Source organism: Kitasatospora sp. NPDC089913 (assembly GCF_044748625.1).
Classification (GTDB): domain Bacteria; phylum Actinomycetota; class Actinomycetes; order Streptomycetales; family Streptomycetaceae; genus Kitasatospora.
The window spans coordinates 305913-322554 of sequence record NZ_JBIVGI010000002.1 but is presented as its reverse complement, the minus strand read 5'-3'; the positions used below and the strand labels follow the sequence as shown (position 1 = coordinate 322554).

Genomic DNA, 16642 nt, shown 5'->3' with positions numbered 1-16642 from the left:
GGCCGCCCCGGCCGGCCCGCCCCGACCGGTGTGTCCTGCCCGGCGCGCCCCGACCGGTGGCTCCTGACCGGCGAGCCGGGCCCTGACCGGCCCGGCAGACCCGGGCTGATGGCAGGATGCTTGCGGTCGGTGCGGTGCCGGCCGGGGCGCGCCGCGGTGCCCGGGTCGTCCGCGGGGAGTGGAGGCGGCCCGATGGGCCGAGGCAAGCACCGGGTCGCCGTGCTGGTACTGGAGGGGGCGAAGCCGCTGGACGTGGGCATCCCCGCGCAGGTGTTCTCCAGCCGGCCGAGCATGCCGTACACGGTCCGGGTCTGCGGTCCGGCCCCGGGCCTGGTGGCCGGCGGCGACGGCCTGTCCTACCACGTGGCCGAGGGCCTGGAGGCGCTGGAGCACGCGGACACCGTGTTCGTCCCCGGCTACCGCGATCCGGCGACCACCGCGCCGCCGGCCGCCGTGGTCGAGGCGCTGGTCGCCGCCCACACCCGGGGCGCCCGGCTGGCGGCCATCTCGACCGGGGCGTTCGCGCTGGCCGCGACCGGACTGCTCGACGGGAAGCGGGCGACCACCCACTGGCACTACGCCAAGGTCCTGGCGGAGCGCCATCCGCGGATCCGGGTCGACGAGAACGTGCTGTTCGTCGACGAGGGCGCGGTGCTCACCTCGGCCGGCGCCGCGTCCGGCATCGACCTGTGCCTGCACCTGGTCCGGCGCGACCACGGGGTGGGGCTGTCGAACCACGTCGCGCGGCGGCTGGTGGCCGCGCCCTACCGCAGCGGCGGTCAGGCCCAGTACGTGCCGCGCAGCGTGCCCGAGCCGCTGGGCGACCTGTTCGCCGGCACCCGGGAGTGGGCGCTGGCGCACCTGGCCGAGCCGCTCACGCTGGAGGGGCTGGCCCGGCACGCGCGGGTCTCGGCCCGGACCTTCTCGCGGCGGTTCGTCGAGGACACCGGCTACACGCCGATGCAGTGGGTGCTGCGGGCCCGGGTCGACCTCGCACGGGAGCTGCTGGAGCGCACCGACCTGGGCGTGGAGCAGATCGCCGACCGGGTCGGGCTCGGCACCGGGGCGAACCTGCGGCTGCACTTCCACCGCGTTCTCGGCACCTCGCCCACCGAGTACCGGCACACCTTCGCGGCGCGCGCCGAGGGCTGAGGACACGGCCGGGGAAGGGCGGCGGGACCCGTGGCACCGGTGGTGGCGGGATCCTGCTGGCGGGATCCTTGCGGCCGCTGGCACGAAGGCCGGCGAGATCCTTGCGCACCGTGTCGATCCAGCCCCTGTCCGGGGCGCCCCGGAACTCCGAGGATGGACGCGTCACCACACGACGGGACCGCACGACGGGACGCGTCGGAACGCCCCGGAACCGCAGAGGGAGCCCTCCATGACCCGCATCGCCATCAACGGGTTCGGCCGCATCGGCCGCAACAGCCTGCGCGCCCTGGTGGAGCGCGGCAGCGAGCTGGAGGTGGTCGCGGTCAACGACCTCGCCCCCATCGACTCGCTCGCCCACCTGCTCCGCTTCGACAGCGCGCTCGGCCGCTTCCGCCACCCGGTCGCCGTCGAGGGGGACGAGCTGGTCGTCGCCGGCAACCGGATCAAGGTGCTCGCCGAGCGCGACCCCGAGGCCCTGCCGTGGGCCGAGCTCGGTGTCGACCTCGTCCTCGAGGCCACCGGCCGGTTCACCTCCGCGGACGCCGCCCGCGCCCACCTGAAGGCCGGCGCCGCCCGGGTCCTGGTGAGCGCCCCGTCCGACGGTGCGGACGTCACCCTGGCCTACGGCGTGAACACCGCCGACTACGACCCGGCCGCGCACACGATCGTCTCCAACGCCTCCTGCACCACCAACGCGCTGGCCCCGCTGGCCTCGGTGCTGGACGAGCTGGCCGGCATCGAGCACGGCTTCATGACCACGGTGCACGCCTACACCCAGGAGCAGAACCTCCAGGACGGGCCGCACCGCGACCTGCGCCGGGCCCGCGCCGCCGGCGTCAACATCGTGCCGACCACCACCGGAGCCGCCAAGGCGATCGGCCTCGTGCTGCCGCAGCTCGACGGCAAGCTGTCCGGCGACTCGATCCGGGTGCCGGTCCCGGTCGGCTCGATCGTCGAGCTGAACACCACCGTCGAGCGCGAGGTCACCCTCGACGAGGTGCTCGCCGCCTACCGCGCCGCCGCCGACGGCCCGCTCAAGGGCATCCTCGACTACGCGGACGAGCCGCTGGTCTCCGGCGACATCACCGGCGAGGCCGCCTCCTCGATCTTCGACGCCGCGCTCACCCGGGTCGACGGCAAGCACGTCAAGGTGGTGGCCTGGTACGACAACGAGTGGGGCTTCTCCAACCGGGTCATCGACACCCTGGAGCTGCTCGCCCGCGGCTGACGGCCGCCAGGCCGAGGGGCCGGGGGGCCGCCACGCCGAGGGGCCGCCCCGGGTTCGGATTCGGCGGCGTGACAGCGATGTTGCGCCCGATGACGAATCCGGGGCGGCCCTTGAGCGTCCCCGGCCCCTGTGTGACGGTGGACGGCACGCCGCCCGGCCGGTCACCGTCCGCGCCGGGGACGCCGAGGAAAGAGGACACCGGTGCCGTCGCACGCGAGGCCCCTGCGCAGGCTGGGATTCCTGACCATCGGACTCTTCGACCCCGCCGACCCGGCGCAGGGGCACGAGCAGACCCTGCGGCTGATCGAACTCGGCGAGCAGCTGGGCTTCGACAGCGCCTGGGTGCGCCACCGCCACCTCCAGTACGGCATCTCCTCGCCGGTCGCGGTGCTCGCGGCCGCCACCCAGCGCACCCGCCGGATCGAGCTGGGCACGGCCGTCGTCCCGGTCGGCTGGGAGAACCCGCTGCGTCTGGCCGAGGACCTCGCCACCACCGACCTGCTGTCCGGCGGCCGGCTCAACCCGGGCGTCAGCGTCGGCCGTCCCGGCCACTGGGACCGGGTGTCCGGCGCGCTGTACCCGGACACCGCCGAGGCCGAGGACTTCGGCTACGAGCGGGTCCGCCGGCTGCTCGGCTTCCTGCGCGGCGAGCGGGCCACCGACTTCAGCGGCGTCGAGGGCATCGAGGTGTACTCGGACCGGGTCCAGCCGGTCTCGCCGGGCCTGGCCGACCGGCTCTGGTACGGCGGGGGGAGCCTGCGTTCCGCCCGCTGGGCCGGGGAGCAGGGGCTCTCGCTGCTCACCAGCAACGTGGTGCGGGCCGAGGAGTCGGAGGACTTCGCCGAGATCCAGCGCTCGCAGATCGCGGCCTTCCGCGCGCACCACCCGCTGGGGGCCGCGGCCCGGGTCTCCCAGGGGCTGGTGGTGATCCCCACCGACAGCGCCACCCCGGAGCAGCGGGCGCGCTACGAGGAGTACGTCCGGGCCCGGACGCCGCGGACCTCGACCCCGCAGGGCCCGGCCCGCACGATGTTCGCCCGGGACCTGGTCGGGCCGTCCGCCGCGATCGCGGAGCAGTTGTCCGCCCACGCGGGCTTCCGGGAGGTGGACGAGGTGGTCTTCGCGCTCCCGTTCACCTTCGGCCACGAGGACTACGTCCAGATCCTCACCGACATCGCCGCCCACCTGGCCCCGGCCCTCGGCTGGAAGCCGGGCGTCTGACCGGCCGCCGGCCGGCAGCGGCCCCGCGAACGACGGAACGGGGCGGGGGCCGTCACAGCCCCCGCCCCGTTCCGTGCGGTTCCGTTCCGTGCGCTCCCGGCGCGGTCAGAGCCGCTCGGGCACCGGGTTGCCGACCGCCTCGATCGCGCGCCGGACGGGGACCTTCAGCAGCACGGCGAAGCCGATCACGAAGAACACCAGCAGCGAGATGATCGCCGAGCGGTAGCTGCCCGTGATCTGGTAGGCCAGGCCGAAGACCAGCGGGCCCATCCAGCTGGTGCCGCGGTCGCTGACCTTGTAGACGCTGAAGTACTCGGCCTCCCGCCCGGCCGGGATCATGTGCGAGAACAGCGAGCGCGAGAGCGCCTGGCTGCCGCCGAGCACCAGGCCGATCATGCAGGCCAGGGCGTAGAACCAGGCGGGCTGGTGGGCCGGCATGAAGTAGCCGAGCGCGAGGGTGACCACCCAGCCGACCAGCGAGCCGAGCACGGTGCTCTTGGCGCCGAAGCGGTGCGCGATCCGGCCGAGCAGCAGTGCGCCGCCGATCGCCACGATCTGCACCAGCAGCACGGCGACGACCAGCGAGGTCTGGTCCATGCCCAGTTCCTCGCTGCCGTAGAGCGAGGCCTGCGAGACGACGGTCTGGATGCCGTCGTTGTAGCAGAGGAAGGCGCCCAGGTAGAGCAGCGTCAGCGGGTAGCGGCGCATGCCGCGCAGGGTGCGGCCGAGTTCGCGCAGGCTCCCGGCGGCCGGCCGGGCGTCCCGGGGGCCCTGCGCCGTCCCGGGCGGCTGCCCCGGGAGCACACCGGCCCGCGAGGGCAGCCGCAGCAGCGGCACCAGGGTGAAGACCGCCCACCACAGCCCGGCCGAGGCCAGGCAGATCCGCACGGCGGTGCCGGAGTCCAGTCCGAACGCGTCGTGGCCCTGGAACAGCGCCAGGTTCGCGATCAGCAGCAGGCCGCCGCCCGCGTAGCCGTAGGCCCAGCCCTTGGAGGACACCTTGTCCCGCTCGTCGGGCGAGGCCAGGCCGGGGAGGTAGGCGTAGGAGAGCGCGACCGACACCGCGTACGCGATGTTCGCGACCACCAGCAGGCCGCCGCCGAGCAGGTAGCGGTCGCCGCCGAGGAAGAACATGCCCATCGTCGCGGCCGAGCCGACGTAGGCGGCCCCGCACATCAGCTCCTTGTGCCGCCCGGTGCGGTCCGCGACCGTCCCCAGCAGCAGCATCGCGCCGACCGACAGCAGCACCGAGAACGACACCGTGTACGGGAAGAACGAGCCCGCCCGGATCGACAGGCCGAGCGGGTGCACATTGCCCTGGGCGTCGGCCGCCTCCTTGGCGACGGAGGTCAGGTACGGACCGAGGAAGACCGTGAGGACGGTGGCGGAGAAGGCCGCGTTGGCCCAGTCGTTGATGTACCAGCCGAACTGCATGCGGCGCAGCGCGCGCCCGTCGTCGGCGGCGGTGGCGGTGGCCGGATGCTCCGGCAGGTCGGTCGCTGTGCTCATGGGGCGGTTCCTATCACCGTGCTGGAGCCGTTGCCGTCGTGGGGCCAGCATCCGCGCTCGCGGAGGACATCGCGCAGGACGTCGATGCGATCGGCCATGATGCCATCCACACCCAGGTCGAGGAGAGCCCGGATCCGTGTGGCGTCGTCCACAGTCCAGACGTGAACCTGCAGGCCCAGGCGGTGCGCGGTCCGGACGAAGGCCCGGTCGACCACCCGGACGCCCTTGTGCCGCTCGGGCACCTGGGCGCAGATCCCGGCCCACGGCGCCCCGCCGCCGCGCCCGAGCGGCCCGGCCAGCGAGCGCAGCCGCAGCCGCGCGACCTCGCGCGGGCCGAGCGAGGTCGCCAGCCGGGGCCCGGCGGCGGCCCGTACGGCGGCGAGCCGGGCGTCGGAGAAGCCGCCGACGCAGACCCGGTCCCAGGCCCCGGTCCGGCGCACCGCCTCGACCAGCGGGCCGACGGCGGGCGCCGCCTTGACGTCGATGTTGAAGTGGGCCTCGGGGAACGCGCCGAGCAGGTCCTCCAGCAGCGGCACCGGCTCGGTGCCACCGATCCGGGCCTGCCGCACGGTGCGCCACGGCAGCTCGGACAGTGCCCCGGTGCGGTCGGTGACCCGGTCGAGCCGGCTGTCGTGGAACGCCACCAGCACGCCGTCGGCCGTGGCGTGGACGTCCGTCTCCAGGTACCGGTACCCGAGGGCGACGGCGGCCTCGAACGCGGCCGACGAGTTCTCCGGCCGTCCGAGGTCACCGCCCCGGTGCGCGAAGGCGAGCGGCCCCGGATGGTCGAGGAAGGGGTGCATGACGTGCTCCGAGCTGCTGGAATCGGTCGCCGCCGGGCCTGCCGGCCCCACGCGCGTTACATTGTGACACTCATTGTCAAGATGTAACGGGCAGGGGTGCGGAGCGGTCGGCGTGGGGCGCGGCGGGCGGCAGGCGCGGGGGAGAGGGACGATCGAGGAGCGGCGGCCGCGCCGGCGCCGCACCGCCGATCCCGCGTCCGCGAAAGGCCCGGCCATGGAACTCCTCGACGACCCGCCGCCGTGTCGCCCCGGAGGGCGCGCTGCCCCCGGTACCCGCGCCCCCGGTTCCCCCGCTGCTGCCCCCGGTACCCCCGCCGCCGGTTCCCCCGGGGCACGGAGGGCCGCCCGGTGACCGGCGGCCGCTACGGCGAGGCGGTGTTCCGGCCGGAGCAGGCGGGCGAGGGCGAGCGGATCGACTTCGGCGCCCTCGCCTACGACCGGGTCACGATGGCCCGGCTGCACGCCCTCGGGGTCGGCCCCGGCTGGCGCTGCCTCGACATCGGGGCGGGCACCGGCACGGTCTCCCGCCGGCTGCTGGAGGAGGCCGGGGTGGCGGAAGTCCTAGCCGTGGACCGCGATGTGCGCTTCCTCGCCGAGCGGGCCGTGCCCGGGATGGAGGTGCGGGAGGCCGACGTCACCGCCCCCGACTTCGCCCCCGGCCGGTTCCGGCTGGTGCACGCGCGCTTCGTGCTGATGCACCTGCCCGACCACGAGCGGCTGGTCCGGCGGCTGGCCGAACTCGTCGAGCCGGGCGGGGTGCTGGTGCTCGGCGACGCGGTCGAACCGGCCGCCGACCGGGACCCGGCCACCCCGTACGACCGGGCGATGCGGGCGATGTGGCGGGGGCTGCGGGAGACCATCGGCACCGACGTCTCCTGGGTGCCCTCCTACCCGCGCCTGCTGCGCGGGGCGGGGCTCGAACGGGTCGGCGCCGAGGTACGGGTGCCGCCGCTGCTGCCGGGCAGTCCGATCAGCCGGTTCTGGGCGGACACCTTCGAGCGGAGCCGGGCCGCGATGGTCGCCACCGGCCTGGTCGACGACGCGGGGGTGGACGAGGCGGTCCGCTACCTGGACTCCGAGGACTGCGCCGCCTTGGCGGCCGGCCTGCTCACCGCATGGGGGCACCGGCCCGCCGCCCGCCCGGCCTGACCGGGGAGCGCTCCGGCCGCCGGGGTCGGTCCACCCGGGCGGCCGGAGCGCGTCGGACTCCGGGGCCTCAGACCACTTCCCCGGGAACCCGCCCGCCGACCAGCGCCGCGAGTTCGCCGAACGTCCGGTGGGTGACGATCTCGATCGCGTCGATCTCGATCCGCAGCCGGTCCTGGATCTCGGCCGCGAGGTACACGGCCACCACCGAGGTGCCGCCGGACTCGAAGAAGTCCGAGTCCTCGGTGACGTCCTCGCACCCGAGGAGCTCGGTCCACAGTGCCGCCAGGCGGCTGTTCACATCTGCCACGTCACACGTCTCCTGACTTGCCGGTAGGCATACCGGGGAGAAGCCCCGCCGGAGGTGGCGGGACGCTCGAAGGGGAACACCGGGAGGAACGAACGCGCCGGGGAGGCGCGGGGCGGTACGGCCGCGCCGGGCGAGCGCGGGGACTCAGGCCCCGGAACCGCCCGGCCCGGTAACCGCGAACACCGGCTTCAGCGCCCGGTCGCAGGCCCAGGCGGCGGCCAGGTCCTCGGCCACGATGCAGTACATGACCCCGTTGTTGCCGTCGAAGGCGTTGGTCAGCACGACCCCGGTCCGGGTGGCCGGGTCGTAGCGCAGGCCGGCGCCCTCCACGGCGGCGAGGGCGGCCGAGAACGAGGTGGTCGCCCAGCCCTCCGGCCACACCCGTTCGAGGACGATCCGGTCCTTGCCGAAGCCCTCGCCCACCACGATCCCGCCGATCCGGCCGTAGATGTGGGTGGAGCCGGTGACCCGGCCGTTGTACTCGGTGAAGAGCACCTCGCGGTCCGGGGTCACGATCGCGTCCGGGCCCAGGACGCCCCGGTAGCCGATCGCGTGCAGCGCCTCGGCCAGCCGGCGGCCGCCGTCGAGGATCCGTTCGAGCACCTCCGGTTCCAGGCCCTGGGAGGGCATGATCTGCCCGACCGCGTAGGGGGCGGAGAGCAGTTCGCCGTCACCGGTCAGCTCCACGCCCTCGTCGGTGAGGAGGAACTCCGAGAAGAACGCGGAGCTGTCGCGGACGTAGCGCTCCGCGACCGGCCGCCCCCGGCCGCCGGAGGTCAGCCACTCCCACCGCTCCCGCAGGTAGGCCCGCACGTCCTCGCGGCCGGCGACGGTGATCACCCGGCGGGCGCCGATCGGGCGGAAGCTCTCGCCCGTCGTCAGGACCTCGTTGCCGCGCCCGCCGGAGAGGAAGTCGTGCTTGACCATCACCGGGCCGCCGCCGAGCAGGTCCAGGATCGCCTCCTCGGCGACCTGGGGGCTGACGAGCACGGCGCCCTCCGGCATCGGCACTCCCACACCGCCGGCGACGGTCCGGAACGCCGACTTGCTGTTGACCATCACCCCGCCCGCCTGGTCCACGAAGCCGTGGCCCGGCATCGCGTCCCGCACCCCGAGGACGGTGGCGAGCCGGGCCACCGCGGCGTCCGGCCACAGGGCCGACAGATGGGTCACCTCCCGCTCGCCGACGGCCAGTTCGAGCGCCTCGACGAACTCCGGGTCGGCCAGCCGGGCGGGGGAGAGGGTGCCCTCGCTGCCGGCGTGGGCCGGCGGGACGACGACGGTGAGGCTCTCCCGCCGCACGCCGGTCGACGAGGTCACGTACTCCAGGAAGTCCTCCTCGGGGCGCACCGGCAGGACGAGGACGTCGCCGTCCTCGGCGAACCAGGCGATCCGCTGCACCCACCAGCCGGTCCAGCCGCGGTCGGTGCGCACGTCCTCGCTGAAGTCGTTGCCGATGAGGACGCGGGTGGCGTGCGCGTCCCGGGCGGCCGTCCGCGCGGTCCGCGCGCCGGGCATGATCAGCATCGGTTCTCCCGTTCGATCAGGTGGGCCATGGTGGCGACGGTGGGGGCGGCGAGGACCTCCAGGAGGTCCAGCTCGACCCCGAGTTCGGCCCGGAGTTCGGTGAGCAGGGTCAGCAGCTGGACCGAATCCCCGCCGCTGGCGACGAAGTTGCTGTGCAGCCGCGCCGACGGGACGCCGAGGACCCGGCACCACACGTCGGCGACCGCCCGCTCGGTCGGGGTGTCCGGGGCGTCGCCGATGCCGGCCGGGGCCTCCTCCGGCGCGGGCAGCGCGGCGCGGTCGAGCTTGCCGGTCGGGCCGAGCGGCAGCCGCTCCAGGGCGACCACCCGCCAGGGCACGGCGTGCTCGGGCAGGGTGCGGGCCAGGTAGCGCCCCAACTCCTCGGCGTCCGGCGGGAAGGCCGTCGCCGGGGTCACGTACGCGACCAGCCGGGCCGTCGGCCGCCGGGTGTCGACGGTCAGTACGGCCTCCGCGACCGTGGGGTGGCCGCGGAGCACCGCCTCGATCTCCCCGGGCTCGATCCGGTGGCCGCGGATCTTGATCTGCCGGTCCCCGCGGCCCAGGAACACCAGCGCCCCGTCGGCGCGGCGCCGCACCAGGTCGCCGGTGCGGTAGTACCGGGTGCCGTCCGGTGCGGTGCCGAACGCCCCGGCGGTGACCTCGGGCTGGTTCCAGTAGCCGGTGGCCACCCGGTCGCCGCGGACCTCCAGCTCGCCGCGGAGCTCGGTGGGGTGCCCGTCCGTGTCGAGGAGGCGGATCCGTACCCCGTCGACCGGTCCGCCCACCGGGAGGGCACCGCCGCCGAGGTCGGCCCGGCCGGCGAGGTGCTGGGTGACCAGGGTGCACTCGGTCGGGCCGAGACCGTTGACCAGGGCGCTGCCGTCGGGGAAGGCCCTGAGGAAGCGACGGAGGTCGTGTCGGCCGGCCTCCTCGCCGCCGAGCACCACGACCCGGACGGTCCCGAGCGCGGCCTCGTGGCCTGCCGCGTCCTCGGCGAGGTCGCCGGTCAGGTGTCGGAAGACGGTCGGGGTGCAGTGCAGCACGGTGGCCCCGGCGGCGCCCAGCCGCTCGCGCAGCCGGGGCGCCGGCAGCAGCGGGTCCAGTACGTGGAGGGTGGCTCCGGTCAGCAGCGCGCCGTAGAGGTCCATCACGGCCGCGTCGAAGGTGTGGCGGGCCAGCAGCGGCACCTGGTCGCCCGGGCCGAGACGGATCCGGTCCGCGTAGGTGAGCGCGTGCGCGAGGACGTTGCCCCGGGTCTGCATCACCGCCTTCGGCCTTCCGGTGGAGCCCGAGGTGTGCAGGAGGTAGGCGAGCGCGTCGGCACCGGCGGCGGGAGGCTCCCCGGCGCCGGGCCGCGGCTCGGCACCGGGGACCGGGCCCGGGTCGGCGCCCGGGTCGGCGCCCGGATCGGTCGGGTCCAGCGGGACGATCTGCCGGCCGCGGGCCAGGAGCGCGGCGCGCTCGGCGAGTTCGGGGTCGCAGACGACCGCGGCGGCGTCGACGTCGAGCAGCAGCCTGGTCAGCCGGCCGTCCGGCTGGCGGGGGTCCAGCGGGACGTACGCCGCGCCGGTCCTGAGCACCGACCAGGCGCCGACCACGGCGCCGATGTCGTGGGCGCAGAGCAGTGCGACGCGCCTGCCGGGGCCGCCGAAGCGGCGCAGCCGCCGGGCCGTCGCGGCGGTGACGCGCTCCAGCCCGGCGTAGTCGAGCGTGCCGGAGGGGCCGGTCACGGCGGTGCGGCCGGCGTGCTCGGCCGCGGTCCGCAGGAACCGGTCGACCAGGGTTTCGCCCGGCCCGGGCGGTGCGGGGGCGGTGAAGCCGGCCGGGACCGGCAGCGACCAGGGGGCGGCGGGCGGCTCGTCCTGCACCCGCAGCTCCCGGACCGGCCGTCCGGGGTCGGCCAGGGCCTCCCCGAGCAGGGTCAGGCAGTGGCCGAGCACCCAGAGGGCGGTCGAGCGGGCGAGCAGGCCGGTGTTGTAGCGCAGGCAGAGGCCGGCGGCCCCGTCCTCGCGCTCCAGCGACAGGGCGAGGTCCGGCGCCGCTTCGCGCAGCTCGCGATCGCCGGGGTGGCCGGCGAGGGCGCGCAGCTCCGGCGGAGCGCGGTGCGGGTCGGCGGCGGCGCCGGCGTCGGTGGTGGTGGCAGCGGTGGCGGCGGTGTGGACGCGGAGGAGCTCCTCGGCGAACGGGGCCGCCGGCCGCAGCCGCAGGAGCAGCGGCCGGACCCCGGGACCGGTCCCCGGGCCGGTGGCCAGGCCCAGCAGCAGGTCCGACTGCCCGGTGTGCCGGTGCAGCACGGCGGCCCAGGCGGTGAGCACCGTGATCGACGGGGGAACTCCCGCCGAGCCGCTCACCTCGTCCAGGAGGGCCGCCGTGGCGGCGGGAAGCGGCAGGCGTTCGGTCCCGGGCCGGTACGGTCCGGCGGTGGCCCGGGGCCGGTCGGTGGCCAGGTCGATCTCCGTCGCTCCGTCGAGGTGCCCGTGCCGGGCCCCGGACCGGATCGACGCGGTGTCCGTCATGTGGTCCCCCTTCGTGCTTCGGTGTCCGGTTGGTGCGAGGGCATGCGGGGCCGGAGGCGCGACGGGCCGTGCCGTCGTCCTGCTGTCCCTGCTGTCCCTGTTGTCGCCGGTGTCTCTGCTGTCGCGCCGGGAGCCCGGTCCGCCCGGTGAGCCCGGTCTGCCCGGTCTGCCCGGTGAGTCCGGGAGCCCGGTCAGTCCGGCCGGTCGGCCGACTCGGCCCGGTCGCCGTGCCAGGAGCGCCACAGCCGGGCGTACGGACCGCCCTGCCGCACCAACTGCTCGTGGCTGCCGGTCTCGGTGATCCGGCCGTCCTCCATCACCACGACACGGTCGGCGTCGTGCGCGGTGTGCAGCCGGTGGGCGACGGCGACGACCGAGCGCCCCGCCAGGACGGCGGCCAGGGCCCGTTCCAGCTGCCGTGCGGCGCGCGGGTCCAGGAGCGAGGTGGCCTCGTCCAGGACCACGGCGATCGGATCGCTCAGCACCAGCCGGGCGAGGGCCAGCTGCTGCGCCTGGATCGGCGAGAGCGGCGCGGCGCCCGAGCCGACCTCGGTGTCCGGGCCGAGTTCGCAGGCCCAGTCCCAGGCGTCGACCGCCTTCAGCGCGTGTTCGAGTTCGTGCTCCGCGGCGTCCGGCCGGGCGATCAGCAGGTTGTCCCGCAGGGTGCCGCGGAAGACGTGGTGCTCCTGGGTCACCAGCGCGATCCGGCGGCGGAGTTCGGCCACCGGGACGGCCGACATCGCGGTGCCGCCGATGGTGATGGAGCCGGCGGTGGGGCTGTGCAGCCCGGCCAGCAGTCCGGCGAGCGTGCTCTTCCCGGCGCCCGACGGACCGACGACCGCGATCCGCTCGCCGGCCCGGATCGTCAGATCGACGGAGTGCAGGACGTCCTGGCCCTCCCGGTAGGCGTGCGACACGCCCTTCAGGACGATGTCCTTCCCGGCGCCGGTACCGCCCGTACCGCCCGTACCGCCCGGGTCGGCCGCGGTCGTACCGTCCGTGCCCGTCCCGGTCGGCCTGCCGGTCCCCGTCCCGGTCGCACCGCCCGTTTCCGTCCCGGCCGTGCTGCCCGCCTCGGACGCGGGCCCGTGCACCCCGAGGATCCGGGCCAGCGAGGCCCCGCCGACCTGCAGTTCGTCCATCCAGTACAGCAGCCGGTCCACCGGGCCGATGATCTGCTGCACGTACAGGGTGGCCGCCGTGACGGCCGCCAGTGAGACACGGCCGTCGAGGTACAGCAGGCCGCCGATCAGCAGGGTGGCGACCACCGGCAGCACATAGCCGGTGTCGGCGATCGGCAGGTAGACGCTGCGCAGGTACAGCGTGCGGCGCTCGGCGGCGTAGGACTCGGCGATGTCCTCGTTGACCCGTGCGAAGCGGTGGTCGGCCAGTCGCAGCGCGTCCACCGTGCGCGCCCCGTCGACGGTCTCGCCGAGGCCGCCGGTGAGCCGGGCGTACGAGGCGTTCGCCCGCAGGTAGCCGGCCCGGGCGCGGCGCAGGTACCAGGCGGTGGACAGCCACAGGACGGGCACGGCGACCAGGCACGGCAGGACCAGCACGGGTGCGGTGAGGGCCACCGCGCCCAGCGTCAGGGCGACCGTGGCGAGTGCCACCAGGGTGTCGGGGACGGCGAGTTGCACGGTGCCGGCCAGCACGTCGATGTCCCGGGTGGTCCGGGTGATCAGCTCGCCCGGGCCGGCCCGTTCCACCGTGGCCAGCGGCAGGGCGAGCACCCGGTCGACGAACTCCTCGCGCAACCGGGCGAGGACCTTCTCGCTGAGCCGCAGCGAGGCGAGCAGCGCGAAGCGGGTGAGGACGGCCTGGGCCACGACGGCGGCACCGATCGTCAGCGCGGTCCCGGTGGCGCCGTCGATGCCGCCGCCCCGGCCCGCGTCCTCGACCAGCCCGCCGAGCAGTTTCGGCGCGACCAGCCCCGCCGCGGTGGCGAGGGCGTGCAGCAGCAGGGACACCGTGAGCTGTCCCGGGTACCGGAGGGCGAGCCGCCTGGCGTAGCCGCGCACCTCGCGGGGCGTCGCGACGGGAAGGGCGCTCATGCGACCGTCACCTCCCTGGTGACGACGGTCCGGTAGCGGGCGTCGGCGAGCAGTTCGCCGTGCCGGCCCTCGGCCACGACGGTCCCTCCCTCGACGAGCACGACGTGGTCGGCGCGGTCCAGCAGGATCGGGCTGGTGGTGAACACCACGGTCGAGCGGCCGCGCCGGTGGGCGCCCAGCCGTTCGGCGACGCGGGCCTCGGTGTGGGCGTCGAGCGCGCTGGTCGGTTCGACCAGGACCAGCGTGTCCGGGTCCGCGAGCAGGGCCCGGACCAGGTTGAGCCGTTGCCGCTGGCCGCCGGAGAACTCCCGGCCGCCGGTGATCTCCTGGTTGAGGCCCTCGGGCAGCGCCGCGACGACGTCGTGGGCCGAGGCGGTGTCGAGCGCCCTCCGCAGCCGGTCCGTGCCGCCGTCCGCGCCGGCGCCGTCGCCCGCCGTGCTGCCGCCGTCCGTGCTGCCGTCCGTGCCGCCGTCCGTGCCGCCGTCCGCCGGGCCGTGCGGATCGAGCTGGGTGGCGAGATTGCCGGAGAACAGCCGGGCGTCGTGGTCCACGACCAGGATCCGGCGGCGCACCTCGGCGAGCGGGAACGCGGCCAGCGGGATGCCGCCGAGGGTGGCCGGGGAGTCCACGTACCGGCCGAGCCGGTCGGCCAGCAGCCGCATGTCGTCCGGCCGGGCGCAGGCGACGGCGACGAACCGGTCCGGCGGGATCTCCAGGCCCGATCCGGGGTCCCGCAGCGGCCCCCGCGCACCCTCGGTACCGGGCTCCCGCCCGCCCGGGTCGAGCCCGGGTTCCATCGCGAGGAGGTCGGTCACCATCCGGGCCGCGACGAACGCCCTGGTCAGCTGGTCGACCATGGAGGTCGCGCGGCGCAGCTGCTCGGCGAGGAAGACGGCGTACCCGTAGAAGGCGACCAGCGCGCCCGGGCTCATCCGGCCGGTGCCGACGAAGTGGGCCCCGAGCCAGACGATCACCGTGACGAGGAGCCCGGGCAGCAGCAGCCGTCCGGCGGCCACGCTCGACTCCACCCCCGCGACCCGGACGCCCTCGTGGCGCACCCGCTGCGAGCGCTCGCGGTACCGGTCGGCGAAGACCCGCTCGCCGCCGATGCCGCGCAGGACCCGGAGGCCGTCGACGATGTCCACGGCGAGGTCCGCCAGCGCGCCCTGTTCCTTCCGCAGGCCGTGCTGCCTGGTGTGCAGCAACCGCATCAGCGCGGCGATCGCCGCCGCCGACAGCGGTACGCCCACCAGGGCGACCAGGCCGAGCTGCCAGGAGACGGTCAGCATGACGCCGGCGACGACCGCGATGGACACCACGGCGCCGCCGCCGCGGGCGGTGCTCTCCAGGGCGGCGCCGATCCGGGTGATGTCGGTGGCACCGACGCTCACCACCGTCCCGGCGGAGACCCGGTGGGGCAGTTCCGCGCCCAGCCGGGCCGCCTTGCGGGTGACGAGCTGCATGGTGCGGTAGGCGGCCCCGAACCGGTTGGTCACCGAGCAGCGGTCGCGCAGGGTGCCGGCCACGGCCTGGGTGACGCCGAGCCCGAGGACCACGGCGCACCAGGCGACCAGCGCACCCCGGTCCCCGGCGATGAGCCCCCGGTCGACCCCGCGGCCGATCGCGGCGGGCACGAAGGCCTGGGCCAGGGTGCAGAGCACGCCGTAGCCGACGGCGAGGACCGCGGAGGCGCGGTGGGCGGACGCGAGCCACAGCAGGTAGCGGCCGGGGGAGCCGAGGGCGGGCTCGCCGGGGTCGGGTTCGGGGAAACGGTGCATGGGGGTGTCTAAGCCTTCGTGCCGAGGGTGAGGCCGTGCTCGTAGGGGAGTCCGGTGACGGTGCGCACCTCGGTGAAGCCCACCCGGCGCAGCCACTCCTCGTAGTCCTTGGCCGGGTAGGCCATGCCGCGGCCGCTGGCGAGCACGTTGAAGTAGAGGCCCAGCCGGGCGGAGAAGATGCCCTCGGTCTCGTCGTCGGACACGTTGAAGCCGTAGACGAAGACCTGGCCGCCGGGGGGCAGGGCGTCGTACGCCTTGGTCAGCAGGGCGAGGATCTGCTCCTCGGCGAAGATCTCCAGGACGTGGCTGAAGAGCACGGCGTCGGCACCGGACGGGAACGCGTCCTCGAAGATGTCGCCGGGGTGCAGCTCCACCCGGTCGGCGAGTTCGGCGGCCGCGCCGTCGCCGGCGAGCCGCGACACGCTGGGCATGTCGAAGACGGTGGCCCGCAGTCCGGGGCGGCGCCGGGCGAACTCGGCGGAGGTGGTGCCGTCGCCGCCGCCGATGTCGAGCAGGTGCTTCACCGCGGCGAACTCGTCGCGTTCGACCAGGGCGTCGAGGCTGCGCAGGGTGAAGGCGCTCATCGCCCGGTGGAACACCGCCTCCAGTCCGGGGTTGCGGGACAGGCGCTGGTAGAGCGTGGGTTCGTCGCCGGGGTGGTCGGCGAGCGCCGTGTTGGTGCCGGCGCGCAGCGCCCGGGTCAGGTGCGAGAAGGCCGGGTAGTAGACCTCCTTCCAGCCCACCAGGATGTGGGACCAACTGTCCGGCGCGTCCGTCGCCAGCAGGTCACCGGCCACCGCGGAGTTGGCGTACAGGCCGTCGGTCCTGGTCAGGAGGCCGGTCGAGCAGACGCCTTGGAGGAGTACCCGGAGCTGGTGGGCGGGGACGCCGGTGACGGCGTGGAGCTGTTCGAACGAGGCCCGGTCGTGTTCCCCGAGGTAGCGGAAGACGCCGAGTTCGACGGCTGTCGTCACGGCGTTGAAGAGCGCGGGCGCGTTCACCAGGAACCGGAAGCGCTCGTAGACCGGATCACCTTCGTGCACGTTGCTCATCTGGACGAGCATTCCCTTCTGGACCGTCGGTGGAGGACTTCCCGAAGCGCGACAACTCGGAACGCAAAAGGCGGAGAACCCGGGAACGCCCGGGGGAATGCGGGCGACCCGAGCGGAACGATCCTCGCGGGGCCGCCGGTCCGGGGATCCACGGCCAGGACCGGCCCGGTGGACATCCCGGTGCCCAGCAGATGGTACGTCACATTGCACCGCTGGGCGAGCCCTCGGGATCAAGAAGCTCGGCGCGGACGACTGTGTGGGCTTATGGGTGAATCATCCCGCAGGTCACGAAGCCCCTTTCGGTGTCGGGGTCTTGACGCGCGGTCGGGCGGGATGAAGTGATGGT

At 75.1% G+C, this 16642-nt stretch carries 12 protein-coding genes; 4 read left to right on the top strand and 8 right to left on the bottom strand.

The window, feature by feature from the left end; translation table 11 throughout:
* The first annotated feature begins 192 nt into the window (after positions 1–192).
* The 3 genes from ACIPYS_RS05550 (at position 193) to ACIPYS_RS05540 (ending at position 3601) form a co-directional block, all read left to right on the top strand.
* Entirely contained in the window at positions 193–1152 is a 960-nt protein-coding gene (locus tag ACIPYS_RS05550; protein ID WP_400743467.1) for a GlxA family transcriptional regulator, read from the top strand.
* A 229-nt stretch (positions 1153–1381) separates the two neighbouring features.
* The gene (gap, locus tag ACIPYS_RS05545; protein ID WP_093863321.1) at positions 1382–2380 is read left to right on the top strand and encodes a type I glyceraldehyde-3-phosphate dehydrogenase; all 999 of its coding nucleotides are present in this window, start codon (positions 1382–1384) and stop codon (positions 2378–2380) included.
* Between the two features lie 201 nt (positions 2381–2581).
* Complete coding sequence (locus ACIPYS_RS05540; RefSeq protein WP_093863322.1) at positions 2582–3601, top strand: LLM class flavin-dependent oxidoreductase; 1020 nt, start codon at positions 2582–2584, stop codon at positions 3599–3601.
* Positions 3602–3706: 105 nt separating this feature from the next.
* On the opposite strand, the gene ACIPYS_RS05535 is transcribed toward ACIPYS_RS05540, so the two are convergent.
* A complete protein-coding gene (locus ACIPYS_RS05535; RefSeq protein WP_400743462.1) occupies positions 3707–5110 on the bottom strand; it encodes an MFS transporter in 1404 nt (467 codons plus the stop codon).
* Positions 5107–5913, bottom strand: coding sequence for a glycerophosphodiester phosphodiesterase (locus ACIPYS_RS05530; RefSeq protein WP_400743459.1), 807 nt, complete (start codon positions 5911–5913; stop codon positions 5107–5109). Before ACIPYS_RS05530 ends, ACIPYS_RS05535 begins: the two co-directional genes overlap by 4 nt.
* Before the next feature lie 348 nt (positions 5914–6261).
* On the opposite strand from ACIPYS_RS05530, the gene ACIPYS_RS05525 reads away from it, so the two are divergent.
* Positions 6262–7062, top strand: a complete 801-nt coding sequence (locus tag ACIPYS_RS05525; RefSeq protein ID WP_400743456.1) for a class I SAM-dependent methyltransferase — start codon at positions 6262–6264, stop codon at positions 7060–7062.
* Positions 7063–7129: 67 nt separating this feature from the next.
* Here ACIPYS_RS05525 and ACIPYS_RS05520 read toward each other — a convergent pair whose 3' ends face one another.
* The 6 genes from ACIPYS_RS05520 to ACIPYS_RS05495 all read right to left on the bottom strand — a co-directional run bounded on the left by ACIPYS_RS05520 (position 7130) and on the right by ACIPYS_RS05495 (position 16296).
* Positions 7130–7369, bottom strand: a complete 240-nt coding sequence (locus ACIPYS_RS05520) for an acyl carrier protein (RefSeq protein ID WP_159425099.1) — start codon at positions 7367–7369, stop codon at positions 7130–7132.
* A 144-nt stretch (positions 7370–7513) separates the two neighbouring features.
* On the bottom strand, positions 7514–8896 hold the full coding sequence (locus ACIPYS_RS05515; protein WP_400743451.1) for a peptide ligase PGM1-related protein: 1383 nt from the start codon (positions 8894–8896) through the stop codon (positions 7514–7516).
* On the bottom strand, positions 8890–11412 hold the full coding sequence (locus ACIPYS_RS05510; protein WP_400743448.1) for an amino acid adenylation domain-containing protein: 2523 nt from the start codon (positions 11410–11412) through the stop codon (positions 8890–8892). The genes ACIPYS_RS05515 and ACIPYS_RS05510 overlap by 7 nt, the downstream gene beginning before the upstream one ends.
* 191 nt (positions 11413–11603) lie before the next feature.
* Complete coding sequence (locus ACIPYS_RS05505) at positions 11604–13466, bottom strand: ABC transporter ATP-binding protein (RefSeq protein WP_400743445.1); 1863 nt, start codon at positions 13464–13466, stop codon at positions 11604–11606.
* Positions 13463–15244, bottom strand: a complete 1782-nt coding sequence (locus tag ACIPYS_RS05500) for an ABC transporter ATP-binding protein (protein ID WP_400743442.1) — start codon at positions 15242–15244, stop codon at positions 13463–13465. The genes ACIPYS_RS05505 and ACIPYS_RS05500 overlap by 4 nt, the downstream gene beginning before the upstream one ends.
* 8 nt (positions 15245–15252) lie before the next feature.
* Complete coding sequence (locus tag ACIPYS_RS05495) at positions 15253–16296, bottom strand: methyltransferase (protein WP_400743439.1); 1044 nt, start codon at positions 16294–16296, stop codon at positions 15253–15255.
* Positions 16297–16642 lie beyond the last annotated feature (346 nt).